At 50.2% G+C, this 16173-nt stretch carries 14 protein-coding genes; 6 read left to right on the top strand and 8 right to left on the bottom strand.

Features of this window, described 5'->3' with window-relative positions; genetic code table 11:
* Window positions 1–22: 22 nt before the first annotated feature.
* Both AC5FXQ_RS02780 and AC5FXQ_RS02775 read right to left on the bottom strand, forming a co-directional pair.
* On the bottom strand, window positions 23–1120 hold the full coding sequence (locus tag AC5FXQ_RS02780; RefSeq protein ID WP_493600970.1) for a S1C family serine protease: 1098 nt from the start codon (window positions 1118–1120) through the stop codon (window positions 23–25).
* 52 nt (window positions 1121–1172) lie between these two features.
* On the bottom strand, window positions 1173–1745 hold the full coding sequence (locus AC5FXQ_RS02775) for an RNA polymerase sigma factor (RefSeq protein ID WP_493600969.1): 573 nt from the start codon (window positions 1743–1745) through the stop codon (window positions 1173–1175).
* Between the two features lie 144 nt (window positions 1746–1889).
* Between AC5FXQ_RS02775 and AC5FXQ_RS02770 the strand changes: the two genes are divergently transcribed.
* The gene (locus tag AC5FXQ_RS02770) at window positions 1890–2084 is read left to right on the top strand and encodes a hypothetical protein (RefSeq protein ID WP_493600968.1); all 195 of its coding nucleotides are present in this window, start codon (window positions 1890–1892) and stop codon (window positions 2082–2084) included.
* A 169-nt stretch (window positions 2085–2253) separates the two neighbouring features.
* Here the strand turns inward: AC5FXQ_RS02770 and AC5FXQ_RS02765 are convergent, their stop codons facing one another.
* Window positions 2254–3444 (bottom strand): proline dehydrogenase family protein, encoded by a 1191-nt coding sequence (locus AC5FXQ_RS02765; protein WP_493601269.1) that lies wholly within the window; start codon window positions 3442–3444, stop codon window positions 2254–2256.
* 172 nt (window positions 3445–3616) lie between these two features.
* On the opposite strand from AC5FXQ_RS02765, the gene AC5FXQ_RS02760 reads away from it, so the two are divergent.
* From AC5FXQ_RS02760 to AC5FXQ_RS02745, 4 genes are all read left to right on the top strand, one after another.
* A complete protein-coding gene (locus AC5FXQ_RS02760) occupies window positions 3617–4747 on the top strand; it encodes a chorismate mutase (RefSeq protein WP_493600967.1) in 1131 nt (376 codons plus the stop codon).
* A gap of 70 nt (window positions 4748–4817) precedes the next feature.
* On the top strand, window positions 4818–5855 hold the full coding sequence (gene aroB, locus AC5FXQ_RS02755; RefSeq protein ID WP_493600966.1) for a 3-dehydroquinate synthase: 1038 nt from the start codon (window positions 4818–4820) through the stop codon (window positions 5853–5855).
* Window positions 5852–7084 (top strand): 3-phosphoshikimate 1-carboxyvinyltransferase, encoded by a 1233-nt coding sequence (locus tag AC5FXQ_RS02750; RefSeq protein WP_493600965.1) that lies wholly within the window; start codon window positions 5852–5854, stop codon window positions 7082–7084. Before aroB ends, AC5FXQ_RS02750 begins: the two co-directional genes overlap by 4 nt.
* Window positions 7085–7111: 27 nt before the next feature.
* The gene (locus tag AC5FXQ_RS02745) at window positions 7112–7630 is read left to right on the top strand and encodes a hypothetical protein (RefSeq protein WP_493600964.1); all 519 of its coding nucleotides are present in this window, start codon (window positions 7112–7114) and stop codon (window positions 7628–7630) included.
* 19 nt (window positions 7631–7649) lie between these two features.
* On the opposite strand, the gene AC5FXQ_RS02740 is transcribed toward AC5FXQ_RS02745, so the two are convergent.
* The 5 genes from AC5FXQ_RS02740 to AC5FXQ_RS02720 form a co-directional block, all read right to left on the bottom strand.
* Entirely contained in the window at window positions 7650–8459 is an 810-nt protein-coding gene (locus AC5FXQ_RS02740; RefSeq protein WP_493601268.1) for an ABC transporter substrate-binding protein, read from the bottom strand.
* A gap of 94 nt (window positions 8460–8553) precedes the next feature.
* Window positions 8554–9624 carry a M42 family metallopeptidase gene (locus tag AC5FXQ_RS02735; RefSeq protein ID WP_493600963.1) on the bottom strand — a complete coding sequence of 357 codons (1071 nt, stop codon included), beginning with the start codon at window positions 9622–9624 and terminating at the stop codon, window positions 8554–8556.
* 99 nt (window positions 9625–9723) lie between these two features.
* Window positions 9724–11283, bottom strand: coding sequence for an acyl-CoA carboxylase subunit beta (locus tag AC5FXQ_RS02730; RefSeq protein WP_493600962.1), 1560 nt, complete (start codon window positions 11281–11283; stop codon window positions 9724–9726).
* 191 nt (window positions 11284–11474) lie between these two features.
* Window positions 11475–14078: an ATP-dependent Clp protease ATP-binding subunit gene (locus AC5FXQ_RS02725; RefSeq protein ID WP_493600961.1), complete on the bottom strand. Its 2604-nt coding sequence runs from the start codon at window positions 14076–14078 to the stop codon at window positions 11475–11477.
* A 117-nt stretch (window positions 14079–14195) separates the two neighbouring features.
* Window positions 14196–14780 carry a WbqC family protein gene (locus tag AC5FXQ_RS02720; protein WP_493600960.1) on the bottom strand — a complete coding sequence of 195 codons (585 nt, stop codon included), beginning with the start codon at window positions 14778–14780 and terminating at the stop codon, window positions 14196–14198.
* Window positions 14781–15143: 363 nt separating this feature from the next.
* Between AC5FXQ_RS02720 and AC5FXQ_RS02715 the strand changes: the two genes are divergently transcribed.
* Entirely contained in the window at window positions 15144–16034 is an 891-nt protein-coding gene (locus AC5FXQ_RS02715) for a lysophospholipid acyltransferase family protein (RefSeq protein WP_493600959.1), read from the top strand.
* The last annotated feature ends 139 nt before the right edge of the window (window positions 16035–16173 follow it).

Genomic DNA, 16173 nt, shown 5'->3' with positions numbered 1-16173 from the left:
AATAAAACAATACTAATGTGTCTTAATTATAAACTTTTACGACGAAAATATAGTCCTGAAGTTTCTTGAGTTGCTGTGTGCGGGAGGCACCGCTCAGATTGTTTTGCTGTGGCATGCTAACTGCCAGGCCGGCTTCCCGCTCTTTCATTTCGTTCACCATCTGAAGCAGGTAAGATGACTTGACAGCGAAGGCGGCACCTTCCTGACCTGCCTGCTTACCATTGATCACACCAATAACGTTGCCTTTGTCATCAAGCAGCGGTCCGCCACTGTTGCCCGGGTTTAGCGGGATAGAGATCTGATAAGAAGTGGTGTCGCCCTCAAAGCCGGAAGCTGAGCTCAGCGAGCCCTCACCAAAAACAATGTCTTCACGCGGGAAACCAAGCGTATAAACGCGCTCACCCAGATCAGAAGAAGCTGTTTTGAAGGTATAAGGTAGCTTGCTGAAACCAGCAAAAGCCGGATCCTCTACTTTTAAAATAGACAGGTCATAATCTGTGTTGCGGTGCACCTCGGTTACCTTAAACTTAAGACCAGCCTTGTTTTCGATCAGGATAGAGTCAGCTCCCTGAATAACGTGTGAACTGGTCACGATATACCCATCCGGGCTGATGACGAAACCAGTGCCACTAAAGCGAGCTGAGCGTGGGGCAGGAGTAGTAGCGTCCGCGCTGGCAATGCCGTTGATGATGGCACGCTGTTCTTTTTTGATCTTCTCAACTTCACGACGAAGTTCGATGTAGCGGGCGGTCTGTTGCTGTACAGGTTCTTTTATTTGCTGCACACTCCAGAGTGTGCCAAATACTGACAACAGAGAAACGCTGGCGGCAACCGCCATGGTCTGGGCATGCTTCTTAAAGAAAACTTTCCAGGCAGTGAGTTCACTGGTGATGCCGTGCGAACCGGCTTCCATTTCTGTGTGGATGCTGCTGAGCTTATGGCGCAGTTGCTGGCGCTGGCCATACTGTTGCATTGCCTGCAATACTTGCCGGTGCTCCTGTACCTGGTCGGCAAGCCGCAGGTCGGAGAGCAACAGCGCCTCAAAGGCAGCTTTCTCCTCAGCAGGCATGGTGCCGGCCAGGTAGCGCTCTATTTGCTCGTATATGCGGTAGTCAAACATGGTTTTATAAAAATACCTTCTTAGAAGGTGCTAAAATTCATTCTGGTCTATCCTATACCTCTGGTTTGTAAGAGGTGAAAAACAGTTTTTTAAGGCGTTGCAGGCACTTGTACTTCTGGTTCTTGGCCGTATCGGTGTTCGTATAGCCAAACTTCTCCACAATATCCTGCATGCCCTGTGACCGGATGTAAAAGTCCTCCAGCAAAGTGCGGCAAGGCTCACCAAGCTGCTCCAACGCCTCCGCCATCATGCTGAACTGGCGCTCGTTCTCTTCGTGCTGTGGTACATCCTCTTCCAGGCCCAGGTAATTCTCAGAGTCCTCGATTCGGTTGGCATAGCGGCCTTTTTCGGCCAGGCGCTTCAGCCAAAGCCTGCGGCAAACGGAGTAGAGGTACGTTTTGATCTGGCAGCTGAGCTCCAGGCTGTTTCCCTTTATCTTCTCGTAGAAGACGATCACACCTTCCTGGTAAATGTCTTTTGCCTCATCATCAGTTCCACTGTTACTGATGATGAAGTGAGATATCATCGGGAAGTGCAGCTTATACAGATGTGCGAGTGCGCGGTCATCGTCATTCCGAATCCCCTCCATGATCGCCTCATCCGTCTCGTACAAACTCTTCCTCATGCCGTTCTATTTTTAATACGCCAGGCCCCTTTTTGTAACCCAACAAAAAAATAATTTAAAAAAATAAAAAATACCGGGTTACCTATCCGGGTTTCCGGTATGAAGTTCAAATTCGAAACCAAAACACTTAATCACAAACACAAAATGAAAAATTTGTTCAAATTCGCTTTCGTAGCGTTCGCCCTGGTAGCTTTCACAGCTTGCAACACTGAAGAAACTGCAACTGAAACTGAAGCTGTAGAAACTGAGACTGTTGAGACTGAAGAAGTTGTTACTGAAGAAGTTGAAGCTGACACTACTGTTGAAGTTGAAGCTGACACTACTGTAACTGTACAGTAATTAATAGCAGAACTACAGAGTATACCTTATAGTTCTAAACACATAAGAAGGCCCTGCAGCAATGCAGGGCCTTCTTATTTTTATGGTTGCTCAGGTCATATTAGCTTAGGTATAGCTACAGATTGTTTTGTGTCTGGCCTGCCAGCATAAGTAAAGCGCCGGATCTGTTCTAGAAGCGCTTCACCTTTTTGCGGCGTTCCATCTCTTTGCTGATCAGACCGAACTCACGGCTGCTCTGGCCGGCGATGGCTGTGTTCTCGTTGGCACGGCGCAGCAGGTAGGGCATCACAGACTCCACCGGGCCATAAGGCACATACTTGGCTACATTGTAGCCCGCGTTAGCCAGGTTGTAAGACAGGTTGTCGCTCATACCGTAAAGCTGGGCAAAGAACACACGCTCGTCGTTTGGCGCTATACCTTTCTCCTCCATCAGTTCAATCAGCAGGTAACAGCTGTCCTCGTTGTGCGTACCGGCGCAGAACGAAATGCGGTCGATGTGGTCGATGCAGAAGCGGAGTCCGTCGTTGTATAGTTTGTCAGAAGCTTCTTTGGTTGGGTTGATTGGGCTCGGGTAACCTTGCTCCTCGGCACGTCTGCGCTCTTTTTCCATGTAGGCACCACGCACAGGCTTGGCACCCAGTATGTAGTTTTTGGCCACGGCGTTTTCGTAGTCGCGCACCAGTGCGTCGAGGCGGTCGTGACGGTAAAGTTGGTACGTGTTGTAAACGATGGCCTTCTTCTTGTTGTAGAGCTCCATCATTTCGTAGGCCAGGTTGTCGATCGTTTCCTGAAACCAGCTTTCCTCAGCGTCCACAAACACACGCACATCAGCTTCGTAGCAACGCTTGCAGATGTCATTCACACGCTGGCGGCCACGCTCAAAAGCGGCTTGTTCATCAGCCGTCATCTTTTCGCCTGCCTGCACTTTCTCCAGCAAATCTGTTCGCATCAGACCCGTCACCTTAAACACCGTGAACGGGATGTTTTTGTTGCCACGTGCTTTCTCTACGGTGTGAAGAATCTCATCGCGGGTTTCATCAAAACTTCTGTCCACACCCTCACCCTCTACAGAGTAATCCAGAATAGTGCCGATGTTGTATTTGGCCAGTTCCTGAATGGCGCGCTCAGATTCCTCGATCGTTTCGCCGCCGCAGAAGTGGTTAAAAATAGTTGGCTTAATGATAAACTTAACTGGCAGGTGCAGCTTAATGGCTGTGTTCAGCAGATTGCCACCCAGTTTCACGAAGGTGTTGCTGTTCATAGACTTGAACAGCAGATACATTTTATAAAGCTCAGCGTCTGACTTGGATGAAAAAGCGACGGCTGTATCGTCAAAAGAAACGTTGGTAACCGGGTTCATGTAATAGCGTGTTAATCGGCGCAAAGATAGTGTATGCGTTAAAGTTATACACTATGGACACCTGGTACTTAAGGTATATTTTTGTACTGTTTTTCAGTGCAGCATTCCCTTAAACTAGATCCGCTGCATAACTGTTGTAATTGTCGTACCTTTGTATGGACAATTGACACGGATGAATTTCAAGAATAAAAACACTTATTTCTCAGATTTGCTAGCCGGGCGGGGCAGGCCACTGGTCATTGCCGGGCCTTGCAGCGCTGAGAGCGAACAGCAGGTGATGCAGACGGCGGAGGCTCTGAAAAAGCTGAACGTGCACCTGTTCCGGGCCGGTATCTGGAAGCCGCGTTCCCGGCCCAACACATTTGAAGGTATAGGCCTAAAGGGGCTGGAATGGCTGGGTCGCCTGAAGCGGGAACTGGGTATGCGCGTAACGACCGAGGTGGCCACTGGCCGCCATGTGGAAGAAGCCCTGAAGCAGGGTATAGACGTGCTGTGGATAGGCGCCCGCACGACTGTGAATCCATTTGCCGTGCAGGAGATAGCCGATGCGTTGAGCGGTGTGCGAGTGCCTGTGATGGTGAAAAACCCTGTGAACCCAGACCTTGCGCTTTGGATCGGGGCGATCGAACGCATCTACCAGGCAGGTATAACCGATCTGGCTGCTATTCACCGTGGCTTTTCTTCGTACCAGCAGTCGAAGTACCGCAATGCGCCGGTATGGCAGATCCCAATCGAGCTGAAGGCACGTTTTCAGGGTTTGCCTGTGATTGTGGACCCGAGCCACATTGGGGGCACCCGCGAACTGATACACCCCTTGTCGCAAAGAGCACTCGACATGGGCTACGATGGCGTAATGATTGAAACGCACCCAAATCCGGCAGAGGCTCTGAGCGACCCGGAGCAGCAGGTAACGCCAACTGCCCTGGCCGAAATTCTGGAGAAGCTGCAGGTGCGCAAAACAAATTATGATGATGCTGAACTGGTGAATCGCGCTGAAAAGCTGCGTTTGCAGATTGATGCCGCCGACCATGATATTATCACCGCCTTGGCTAAGCGTATGGCTCTGGTAGAGCAGATAGGGGAGTATAAGAAGCAGAACAACGTACAGGTGCTGCAGCTCGAGCGCTGGAAGGAGATCTTCCGAACCCGCGCCGACTGGGCAACCGAAGCAGGTATAAACCCGGCTTTTGTAGAGGAGCTTTACAAGTTGATCCATGTGGAGTCAATCCGGAAACAAACCGTTATCATGCAGGGCGGTAATCCAGAGGTAAAACCTGACATCAAGCCACAACAGGCTTCGTAAGCGTATACCTGAACGTCGGATGAAAGCTGACGTTTTTCCTATACTTATACCTGTCTAAACAGAAAATCACGTGACAGAAAGCATACACATCGGGCGAGACGTGCTGCCGCAACTGAAAGAGGTGCTGCAAAATCTTGCCTTCTCGAAAGTAGCCGTGCTGGTGGACGAAAACACCCTGCGCCATTGCTATCCGCAGGTAAAACCTTATCTGCCCGAGCACGACATCATCCAGATAGAAAGCGGCGAAGAAAATAAAACGCTCCAGACCTGCGAGCACATTTGGCTGCGCATGACAGAGCTCAACCTGGACCGCTGGTCGGTGCTGGTGAATCTGGGTGGCGGTGTGATCGGTGACATGGGCGGTTTCTGTGCGGCCACATTCAAGCGCGGGATGTACTTTGTGCAGGTGCCTACTACGCTGCTTGCACAGGTAGACGCGAGCGTGGGCGGCAAAACAGGTATAGACTTCCACGGACTTAAAAACCATATCGGGGTATACAAGGAGCCTAAAGCTGTCATTATTGATCCGACTTTTCTGAACACGCTTCCGCAGCGACAACTTAAGTCGGGCTATGCTGAGATCATCAAACATTGGTTGATCGCTGATGCGGCTGCCTTCGAAGAACAGCGCCATATCGGGCTTTTTGCCGAAGACTGGGACGCGCTGATCCGGCACTCAGTAGGTATAAAGTCAGCCGTGGTGGAGGCCGATCCGTTGGAAGGCGGTTATCGCAAAGTGCTTAACTTCGGCCATACCGTAGGCCACGCTGTAGAAAGCTACCTGATGGAGCAACCCGGCCGTGAGCTGTTGCATGGCGAGGCCATTGCGGTAGGTATGTTGTGCGAGACTTATCTGTCCGTGAAACACGACTTGCTCACCAAGCGGGAGCTGGACCAGATCGAAACGTTTTTGGTGTCGATTTACGAAAAAGTGAAGCTGACAGAAGAGGACATTCGAGGGATGAGCCAACTGGCGCTTCAGGACAAAAAAAATACCCGTTCCACTATCAACTGTACCCTGTTGCAAGGTATAGGCAAGGCTGTTTGGGACCAGCCTGTCACGCCATCCGAAATACAGGAATCTTTGCGCTATTACCAGCTACTATGACTAAAACCGTTACTATCTCACACCCTACAGGTATACTGAAAGGCCGTGTACAACTACCTGCCTCCAAAAGCGAGGCGAACCGTGCTTTAATTATCGCAGCATTGGCTGGAGGAGAATCTGAACTGGAGAACCTCTCCGAAGCCAACGATACCCAACTCCTGCAAAAGCTCCTGAAAAGTGACTCGGACACCATAAACGCAGAAGACGCTGGTACGGTCATGCGCTTTTTAACGGCTTACTACGCCGTAACCGGTCAGCAAAAGACGCTTACCGGAACCGAGCGCATGTGCAAACGACCCATCAAAGTGCTGGTAGAGGCCCTGCAGGAACTGGGCGCAGGTATAGCCTACCTGGGTGAAGAAGGTTACCCGCCACTCCAGATAAGCGGCTTTAAAGGCAGTGGCAAAAACCACCTGAAAGTGCGCAGCGACATCAGCAGCCAGTACATCTCCGCTTTGATCATGGTGGCTCCTTTGCTGCCGGAAGGCCTGGAGTTGGAGTTGGAAGGCAAGATCAGCTCACGGCCCTACATCGAAATGACACTAGCTTTGATGAGGCATTTTGGGGTGGAGGCCAGCTTTGAGGAAAATACGATCACGGTGCCGCATCAAAGCTATCAGCCAGCCACTTTTGCGGTGGAATCGGATTGGTCGGCGGCCAGCTACTGGTATAGCATGGTGGCATTGGCCAAAGAGGCAGATGTCACCTTGCTGGGACTGCGTGAAGAATCTCACCAGGGCGACAGTGCTATTGTAGAAATCATGCGCCGGTTGGGCGTGCACACCGAATTCAAGGCAGAAGGGGTGCGTCTCACAAAGAAACATGCCGAAAAAAGAGTTGTATTCGACTTCAGTGACTGTCCGGACTTGGCGCAAACTGTTGTGGCACTTTGTGCCGCCTCTGGCGTAGCTGTCGAGATGACCGGACTGGAGAGCCTGCGTATCAAAGAAACCGACCGCATTCAGGCTTTGCAAATTGAGGTGCTGGCTATGGGCGCTTCCCTGGAAGAGAGAACTCCCGGTGTTTTCCAGATGAACCCAACGCTGATGATCAACCGGGAATTGAATTTCAGGACTTATGAAGACCATCGCATGGCCATGGCTTTTGCTCCGATTGCTCTGCTGCAGCCCATCCAGATTCAGGAGCCGGCGGTGGTTCGCAAGTCCTATCCACGTTTTTGGGAAGATCTGGAGAAAATGGGCTTTGAAGTGAGACTGAATAATGGTTAATGAATAGGGATTAATGCGTGGTAATTGATGGGGAAGCGCTATTTGTATGGTGATGCTAGCCTGATTGAGGTTTTGCTGCCGCAGTTCGAACTGATGGAGACTGCCGAAGGTGGGTACGCTGCCGTTTACAAAGATCCGCTCACCAATTCCTTTTGGCTGAAGTACTACGCCACGGCAGCTACACAGGGCGGAGGCTACCTCACCCTGATGCGACTTCCCGCACCCTCTACTGAGAAACTCATCGATATTGCTATCAGCACAATCTTTGAAGACGAGGCCGTGGCTGCCGTTCTGCGTTTGCTGGATGAAGAGGCGATCGAGCAAAAAGATTTTCGGGTTCAGCTGATTGCTAAGCTGGAGAAGGCAGTTGAAGAAGCTAGTATCACAGCTGAGCGGGTGATGAAGCTCATCAAGTTCGCCAACCTGGTTGATCCTACGAACAAACGTGAAGTAGTCGGTAAAACTGCAACGCAGGTACAGGCCGATTCAGATTACTTCAAAGGTATAGCCGGGCGGGCTGAAAGGCTGTTGGAAAGGTATGCTTAGTGAGGGGCTATACTTTGTGCTACTTCGCTATACCTTGTTCTGATTCATCGATTATACCTTGTAAGTACTCTGGCGCCTTCAAAAGCCTACTCCCATACCAGCTGAACATTTCCCCATCCACTATCCTGATTACTGCCTCCGGACACATCTCCCTAAATTCTGTAAAGTGCTTTTCCTTGAAAGGGTAGGGCTCAGAGGACAGCAAAATCAGCTTAGGAGCGGCGGCCTGCAGCTGCTCCGGCGATACCTCTGGGTAGCGGGGCTGGTCAGCGAAGATGTTGGAGAAGCCACAGCGCTGCAGTATGTGGTCGATGAAATTATCGCTGCCTACCGTCATGTAAGGCCTACGCCAGATGAAGTAAGCTGTGGGTATAGCGGGTTGCGCGGGCTGCAGTTTGTCGAATCCAGCGGCTATACCTTGCGCCAGTTCTTCAGCTTTTACCTCTGTTCCAGTCAGCAGACCGATTTGACTGATCATATCTAACGAGTCTTCCAAGGTATAGATATCGCTCATCCAGACGGGGTACCTCTCTTGTAATGCCGCTATACCTTCTTCGTAGTTCTCTTCTTTGTTGCCAATAATCAAATCGGGCTGCAGTTCATTGATCACCTCTAGCTTGAAGTTCTTGGTGCCACCGATGATAGTCTTTTGCTTTACCTTCTCACCAGGGTGAATGCAGAACTTAGTGAGACCCGCAATTCGGTCTTCCAATCCCAGATCAAATAGAAGCTCAGTCTGGGAAGGCACCAAAGATACAATTCGCTGCGGTAGTTGCGGCAGCGTGACGCTGTGGCCCATCTGGTCGGTGAAGGTATAGGGGAAGCGCATATTCAAAAGTAATCAATTTGGAGTGGCGGTAAAATAAAAAACCACACAAGCCATGCAGGCGGCTGTGTGGTTTCTCTCGGGCTAAAAGTGATTTCTATTTCAGGTATCGGAAGTCCTGGTTGTCCTCAATTTTTAGCAATGTTTCGTAAATCAGTTTCGTTACGTTCTCAACGTCGTCTTTATGCACTGTTTCTACTGTCGTGTGCATGTACTTCAGCGGTAGTGAGATCAGGGCAGAAGCCACACCCGCGTTAGAGTATGCAAACGCATCGGTGTCGGTTCCGGTTGCACGTGAAACGGCGGAGCGCTGGAACGGTATCTCTTTCTCCTGCGCCGTATTGATGATCAGGTCGCGCAGGTTGTTCTGTACCGCAGGCCCGTAAGCGATCACAGGGCCCTTGCCGCAGTGGATGTCGCCGCTGTTCTTCTTGTCGTACATTGGCGACTGCGTATCGTGCGTCACGTCCGTAATGATGGCCACATCCGGCTTAATGCGGTGGGCAATCATCTCGGCACCACGCAGACCAATCTCTTCCTGTACCGCATTCACGATGTACAGACCGAAAGGCAGCTTATGCTTGCGCTCGTGAATCATGCGGGCTACCTCGGCGATCATAAAGCCGCCTACGCGGTTATCGAGCGCACGGCCTACATAGAACTTGTCATTCATCACCGTGAACTCGTCCTCGAAAGTAGCTACGCAGCCCACGTGTATACCCATGGCTTCTACTTCTTCGCGGTTGCTGGCACCACAGTCCAGGAACACGGTTTCGATGGTAGGAGCTTTGTCATTTTCGACCTTGCGAACGTGTATGGCTGGCCACCCGAAAACAGCCTTTACTATACCTTTAGAGGTATAGATGTTCACTCGCTTGGAAGGAGCGATCAGGGCGTCGGAACCACCGTTGCGCTTCAGGTAAAGGTATCCCTCCGGCGTAATATAGTTCACAAACCAGGATATCTCATCGGCATGCGCCTCGATCACTACTTTGTACTCCGCCTCCGGATTGATCACACCCACCACGGTGCCATAGGTATCTACGAAGTAATCTTCAATGTATGGCTTCACATACTCCAGCCACAGCTTCTGTCCTTCGGATTCAAAGCCAGTAGGAGAGGAGTTGTTCAGGTATTTCTCAAGGAACTCGAATGATTCTTTTCTCATCAGGGTCTTTTTCAGTAATGTATAGACAATGGTTGTTAAACATAACGAGCATGTACAGCCAGATGTTCTGTGACTGTACATGCTCGTTATTCAATCCAGTTAAAGCGGGATGTTGCCGTGCTTCTTGCGAGGCAGGCTCACAGCCTTGTTCTCCAGCATTTTAAAGGCCTTGATCAGCTTGGTGCGTGTTTCGCTTGGCATGATCACCTCATCGATGAAGCCACGGTGTGCGGCACGGTATGGCGTTGCAAACTTGTCTTTGTACTCCTGCACCTTCTCGGCCAGTTTCGCAGCCGGATCTTCGGCCTCAGCGATCTCGCGCTTGAAGATGATCTCGGCAGCACCCTGCGCACCCATTACCGCAATCTCGGCAGTTGGCCAGGCGTAGTTCATGTCCGCACCAATGTGCTTGGAGTTCATTACGTCGTAGGCACCGCCGTAGGCTTTGCGGGTAATCACTGTGATACGTGGTACAGTGGCTTCGCAGAAGGCGTAGAGCAACTTAGCTCCGTTGGTGATGATACCGCGCCACTCCTGGTCGGTACCCGGCAGGAAGCCTGGCACATCTTCCAGCACCAGCAAAGGCACGTTGAAGCTATCGCAGAAGCGCACAAAACGGGCGGCCTTGGTGCTGGCATTGATGTCGAGGACGCCGGCTAGTACGGCAGGCTGGTTGCCTACTATACCTATGCTGCGGCCACCCAGACGGGCAAAACCTACCACGATGTTCTCGCCGAAGTTCTTGTGCACTTCAAAGAAAGAGTCTGCGTCGATGATGCCTTCGATCACCTCACGCATATCGTAAGGTTGGTTAGGGTTTTCAGGTATAATTGTGTCGAGCACCGAACGTGTCTCGTCAGCCGCTTCCTCGTAAGGTACAGACGGCGGCAACTCCTCGCAGTTCTGCGGGATGTAGCTCAACAGCGTTTTAATGTAGTTGATGCACTCCACTTCGTTAGCGCAGGAGAAGTGCGTCACACCGCTCTTGGTGCTGTGCGTACTGGCACCGCCAAGCTCTTCAGACGTTACATTCTCGTGCGTTACAGTTTTTACCACGTTAGGGCCGGTCACGAACATATAAGACGTGTCTTCCACCATCATGATAAAGTCGGTGATAGCAGGAGAGTAAACCGCGCCACCAGCGCATGGTCCCATGATAGCCGAGATCTGAGGTATAACCCCAGAGGCGAGTGTGTTTCGGTAGAAGATGTCCGCATAACCACCCAATGACACCACACCCTCTTGGATACGGGCGCCACCGGAGTCGTTCAGACCAATCACCGGGGCACCGTTTTTCATGGCCAACTCCATGATCTTCACGATCTTCTCGGCGTGGGTTTCAGAAAGGGAACCACCCAGTACCGTAAAGTCTTGGGAGAAAACATACACCAATCGGCCGTTGATAGTGCCGTAACCGGTCACTACGCCGTCGCCAAGGAAGTACTGCTTGTCCAGACCAAAGTCCTTGGAGCGGTGCATCACAAACTTGCCGATCTCCTCGAAAGAGTTCTCATCCATCAAAAGGTGGATGCGCTCGCGGGCTGTCAGCTTGCCTTTCTTGTGCTGTGCTTCTATTCTGTCTTGTCCGCCGCCTAGCAAGGCTTCGGCGTTTTTGCGCTCCAGTGTTTCTATCTGGCTCCGTCTGATGTCTCCTGCCATGAAATAGGGTATATCTATTTTATTTAAAATCGATTGATTAATTGATTAATTGTCAAATTTAAAAACTATCAGCCGAAATCAGCTATACTCAAAGCAGAATTTGGATCCTTACCAGTGTATATCTTCCAGATAAAGTCAAAAAATAAGGGCTGCCATGTTAGGAGCAGCCCTTATATAGAAGGTCTTAAACCTTATTTGTCAGATTTCTCACCGTCGCCGGACGACTTGGTTGGCTCTGTCTCTTCCTCTTCTCCGTCATTGGCAATGCCTTTCGGTTTCTTGCCATTGCTCTTCTTCGAAGCGAAAGTCAGTTTTTCTTCACCTTCCTTGTAGTCCACCATCATGGTATCACCTTGTGCGATCTCGGCTTTCAGTATCTCTTCCGCAATCGGGTCTTCGATATACTTCTGAATAGCGCGGTTCAGCGGACGGGCACCATACTTCGGATCGTAACCTTTCTCGGCCACAAAATCCTTGGCTTTGTCAGTCAGCTCGATCTTGTAACCCAGGGCCTCAATGCGCTTGAACAGCTTGCCAAGCGACAGCTCGATGATCTTATGCATGTCTTCACGACCAAGTGAGTTGAACACGATCACATCATCCAGCCGGTTCAGGAACTCAGGCGAGAAGGTTTTCTTCAGCGCACTGGCAATCGTGCCTTTCATGATGTCATCTACGTTCTCCTGCTTGCTCTTCGACATGAAACCGATACCGGCTCCGAAGTCCTGCAGGTCACGCGCACCAATGTTCGATGTCATGATGATGATCGTGTTACGGAAGTCCACCTTACGGCCAAGACCATCCGTCAGAATTCCATCGTCAAGCACCTGTAGCAACAGGTTGTACACGTCCGGGTGCGCTTTCTCGATCTCGTCGAGCAGCACTACTGAGTATGGCTTGCGGCGGATCTTCTCCGTCAGCTGACCACCTTCTTCGTAACCTACATAGCCCGGAGGCGCTCCCACCAAGCGAGATACACTGAATTTCTCCATATACTCACTCATGTCGATACGCACCAGCGCGTCGTCTTTGTCGAACAGGTATGTCGCCAGCACTTTGGCAAGCTCCGTTTTACCTACACCAGTAGGACCCAGGAATACAAATGAACCGATCGGCTTTTTCGGATCTTTCAGACCAACACGCGTACGCTGGATGGCTTTCACCAGCTGCGAGATCGCTTTGTCCTGACCGATCACTTTGCCCTTGAGCTCTTCGCCCATGTTCAAAAGTTTCACGCCTTCATTCTGCGCGATACGCTTCACCGGTATACCTGTCATCATGGCAATAACTTCTGCCACATTTTCCTCTTTTACTGTGTAGCGCTTCTTCTTGGTCTCCTCTTCCCAGCTTTTCTTAGCTGATTCGAGTTGGTCAATCAGTTTTTTCTCCTTGTCGCGTAGTTGGGCAGCCTCTTCGTATTTCTGGCTCTTCACCACGCGGTTTTTCTCCACCTTGATGTTCTCAATCTGCTCTTCGAGCTTCAGGATATCATCCGGCACAATGATGTTGTTGATGTGCACACGCGCACCAGCTTCATCCAGAATATCGATGGCCTTGTCCGGAAGGAAACGGTCGCTCATATAGCGGTCCGAAAGCTTCACGCAGGCCTCGATTGCCTTGTCAGTATAGTTTACGTGGTGGTGATCCTGGTACTTGTCTTTGATGTTGTGCAGGATCTCCATGGTCTCCTCCGGTGTGGTAGGGTCTACCATCACGATCTGGAAACGACGGGCCAATGCACCATCTTTCTCGATGTACTGGCGGTACTCGTCGAGCGTAGTCGCGCCAATGCATTGGATCTCACCACGGGCCAGGGCCGGCTTGAACATGTTGGAGGCATCCAGCGAACCGGAAGCGCCACCAGCACCTACAATCGTGTGCAACTCGTCAATGAACAGGATAACGTCCGGAGACTTCTCGAGCTCGTTCATCACGGCCTTCATGCGCTCCTCGAACTGGCCGCGGTACTTCGTACCAGCCACCAGAGAGGCTAGGTCAAGGGTTACCACACGCTTGTTGAAAAGCACGCGGCTTACCTTTTTCTGCACGATGCGCAGCGCAAGTCCTTCAGCAATAGCTGTTTTACCTACACCAGGCTCACCAATCAGGATCGGGTTGTTTTTCTTGCGGCGGCTCAGTACCTGGGCCACGCGTTCGATTTCTTTTTCACGGCCCACAATCGGGTCGAGTTTGTCGTCTTCTGCCAGTTTGGTTAGGTCACGGCCAAAATTGTCAAGCACCGGAGTGCGTGATTTTTCGCCGGGTTTCTTGCTCGAGCTGCTGCCAGCGCGTGAAGAAGAACCAAATAATTTGTCAGAATCATCAGAATCGTCTGTGTCAGACGATGCCAGCGGATTATTGCTATGATAATCCAGAGAGTCTCTTATTGCTTCGTAGTTCACGTTGAATTTCGCTAAGATTTGAGAAGAAATATTGTCTTCATCCCGAAGGATGGATAATAAAAGGTGTTCAGTACCTATTATATCACTCTTGAAGATTTTGGCCTCCAGATAAGTAATCTTAAGCACCTTCTCAGTTTGCTTGGTAAGCGGGATGCTGCCAGTGATATTGCTGTTCTGAGAAGCGGTGTTTCGGGTAGCTTGCTCTAAAGCGTACTTCAGTTCATCTATCGAAACGCCCAGCTTCTTGAGCAAGGCAATGGCAGTTCCTTCTCCTTCCCGGATCATGCCCAGCACCAAGTGTTCAGTGCCAATGTAGTCATGCCCAAGACGGATAGCTTCCTCACGGCTGAGTGAGATCACCTCTTTCACTCTATTCGAGAATTTAGCTTCCATGTATACTCTATAAAAAAATGTAAAGGTCTAAAAATGTTGTAACTCGTTGAGGCTAACAGGAAAAGCCCCTGATTTTAAACAAGCCCAACTCCACAAAGGTTTAGTTTTGCCGGGGCATTATTGTAAGTAGGAAAGCGACTTCGGACCCTGTGTAAACAACAAGTCAATTATACTAAGGTCTTGTACAAATTGTTTGCCAAATACTTGTGTATAGGGTTGTACGTACAAGTTGTCAGGAATGATTTTAGGATGTATCCTATTTCTGAGGTCGAGCACCCCCGCTGGATGTTCTGTTTTAAAGCTGTCCGTGAACCCGATTGGCCGATCCAGTTTCAGAAATTTAAGATAAAGCCGCAATAAATCAACGTTCAGGTCAAATAAATATTTCGGCTGCCGTTCATATACCTCCCGGATGTAGTCACTGTAAAATTCAAAATAAGGTGCCCGGCCATAGGCTGCCTGTATCGTACGCCAATGTACGTTGTACCACTTCTGGGTATAGTCAATTTCAATTTCGGTGATCAGCGTCTTGTCCTTGCTGTTGCCCCGCAGCACCGGCACACTTAACGGTGCCATGCCCTGCGACGTCAGCACATGGCAGCGATTGCGGTAACTCTGCTTTATGTAGTTCTCGTGTTTCTCCAGCAGCAAACCATCAGACTTAAGCAATGCAGCAAAAAACTGAATGGGCGGGTGGTACATTATTTCGGTTAGGAGGAGCAAGGGAGTTTATTTAAAAGTTAGGAGATGTATCACGACACACGTATCACGTAGCACGACTTCTTCTGGACGAAAGAGACTAAAGACATTTTGACAAAAGACTTTCCACATTGTTGCTGTTTTGTGGATTTGTAATCTGCTTGCCTGCCGATAGCAAAGCCTTTGCTACGCGGATTACAAATCCGAAAAGCGCTTGAGCGGTAGGTATACCTGTAAACAGTCTGTTGTCCACCCCGAAGTCGTGCTACGTGATACGCGTAACATGATTCGCGTCACGAAATAAGCACGATTTCTTTAATTTCATAATGTAAGTATAGGTCGTACCTTTGCAGGCGATCTATACCTGTGAAAAAATCTCCTAACATACCCACACTTTATTACCCGCTGTGGTGGCTGCTCAAAGGCCTGTCTTTACTGCCGCTGTCCGTGCTATACCTGTTAGCTGACTTTTTGTTTGTGCTCGTGTATTATGTGGTTGGCTACCGCAAAAAAGTGGTGCTCCAAAACCTGCGCAACTCCTTTCCGGAAAAGTCAGAGCAGGAAATCCAAGGTATAGCCAAAGCCTTTTACCGTCAGTTCCCGGACCTGATCATGGAGATACTGAAACTTGCCTCGATGGATGCAGCCGAAATGCGCCGCCGCATTGTGTTCTCTAACCAGGAGGTGCTCGATGATTTTGTACAGCAAGGCAAAACGGTTATCACGATGGGATCACACTCCGGCAATTGGGAATGGGTACTTTCAGCTGGAGCGGTACAGTTCGGCTTCCCGGCTGAAGGGGTGTACAAGCGGATCAAAAATCCATTCTTCGAAGAGTTTATGCTATACCTGCGCAGCAGGCTCGGTGCCCGCTTAATTGAAATGAAAGACACTATGCGGGACTTTGTGCGCAATAGAAAGACCCCGCGTGTGGTAGCTATGCTCTCAGACCAAACGCCCCCTTACGGAGAGATCCAGTTCTGGACAACTTTCCTTAACCAGGATACTCCTTTTTTTGTCGGCGCCGAAAAGCTGGCGCATACCTTTGGCTGCCCGGTGCTGTTTCTGGATGTGGCACGAGAAAAACGTGGCTATTATCGCCTTACATTTGAGGTGCTGTCCGACGGTACCACCAAGCCAGAAGAAGGTACATTTCCTGTCACCGAAGCCTTCGCCCGAACATTAGAATCGTCCATCCGCCGCAATCCAGCCGATTACCTCTGGACGCATAAGCGGTGGAAACATAAGAGAGTTTAAGTTTAGGAGTTTGGGAGTTTAGGAAGTGTGAATTTTGAGAGAACCGATTTTCCTATTCACCTGTCTATCATGGATTCAGACCTTTAGGGCCAATTCCTAATACCTCTTAAATCTTGCGTTCCAAACTCTTAAACTCCTA

It is taken from the genome of Pontibacter sp. LHS1 (assembly GCF_058932855.1).
Note: the sequence above shows the minus strand (reverse complement) of the source record. Positions and strands in the feature narration are given on the sequence as shown.

What these genes read in the sequence shown, in the direction of transcription:
- AC5FXQ_RS02725 (WP_493600961.1), bottom strand. Translation starts at nt 14,078, where the DNA reads ATGGAAGCTAAATTCTCGAATAGAGTGAAAGAGGTGATCTCACTCAGC.
- AC5FXQ_RS02750 (WP_493600965.1), top strand. Translation starts at nt 5,852, where the DNA reads ATGACTAAAACCGTTACTATCTCACACCCTACAGGTATACTGAAAGGC.
- AC5FXQ_RS02735 (WP_493600963.1), bottom strand. Translation starts at nt 9,624, where the DNA reads ATGAGAAAAGAATCATTCGAGTTCCTTGAGAAATACCTGAACAACTCC.
- AC5FXQ_RS02775 (WP_493600969.1), bottom strand. Translation starts at nt 1,745, where the DNA reads ATGAGGAAGAGTTTGTACGAGACGGATGAGGCGATCATGGAGGGGATT.
- AC5FXQ_RS02720 (WP_493600960.1), bottom strand. Translation starts at nt 14,780, where the DNA reads ATGTACCACCCGCCCATTCAGTTTTTTGCTGCATTGCTTAAGTCTGAT.
- AC5FXQ_RS02765 (WP_493601269.1), bottom strand. Translation starts at nt 3,444, where the DNA reads ATGAACCCGGTTACCAACGTTTCTTTTGACGATACAGCCGTCGCTTTT.
- AC5FXQ_RS02770 (WP_493600968.1), top strand. Translation starts at nt 1,890, where the DNA reads ATGAAAAATTTGTTCAAATTCGCTTTCGTAGCGTTCGCCCTGGTAGCT.
- AC5FXQ_RS02780 (WP_493600970.1), bottom strand. Translation starts at nt 1,120, where the DNA reads ATGTTTGACTACCGCATATACGAGCAAATAGAGCGCTACCTGGCCGGC.
- AC5FXQ_RS02760 (WP_493600967.1), top strand. Translation starts at nt 3,617, where the DNA reads ATGAATTTCAAGAATAAAAACACTTATTTCTCAGATTTGCTAGCCGGG.
- AC5FXQ_RS02740 (WP_493601268.1), bottom strand. Translation starts at nt 8,459, where the DNA reads ATGCGCTTCCCCTATACCTTCACCGACCAGATGGGCCACAGCGTCACG.
- AC5FXQ_RS02730 (WP_493600962.1), bottom strand. Translation starts at nt 11,283, where the DNA reads ATGGCAGGAGACATCAGACGGAGCCAGATAGAAACACTGGAGCGCAAA.
- AC5FXQ_RS02745 (WP_493600964.1), top strand. Translation starts at nt 7,112, where the DNA reads ATGGGGAAGCGCTATTTGTATGGTGATGCTAGCCTGATTGAGGTTTTG.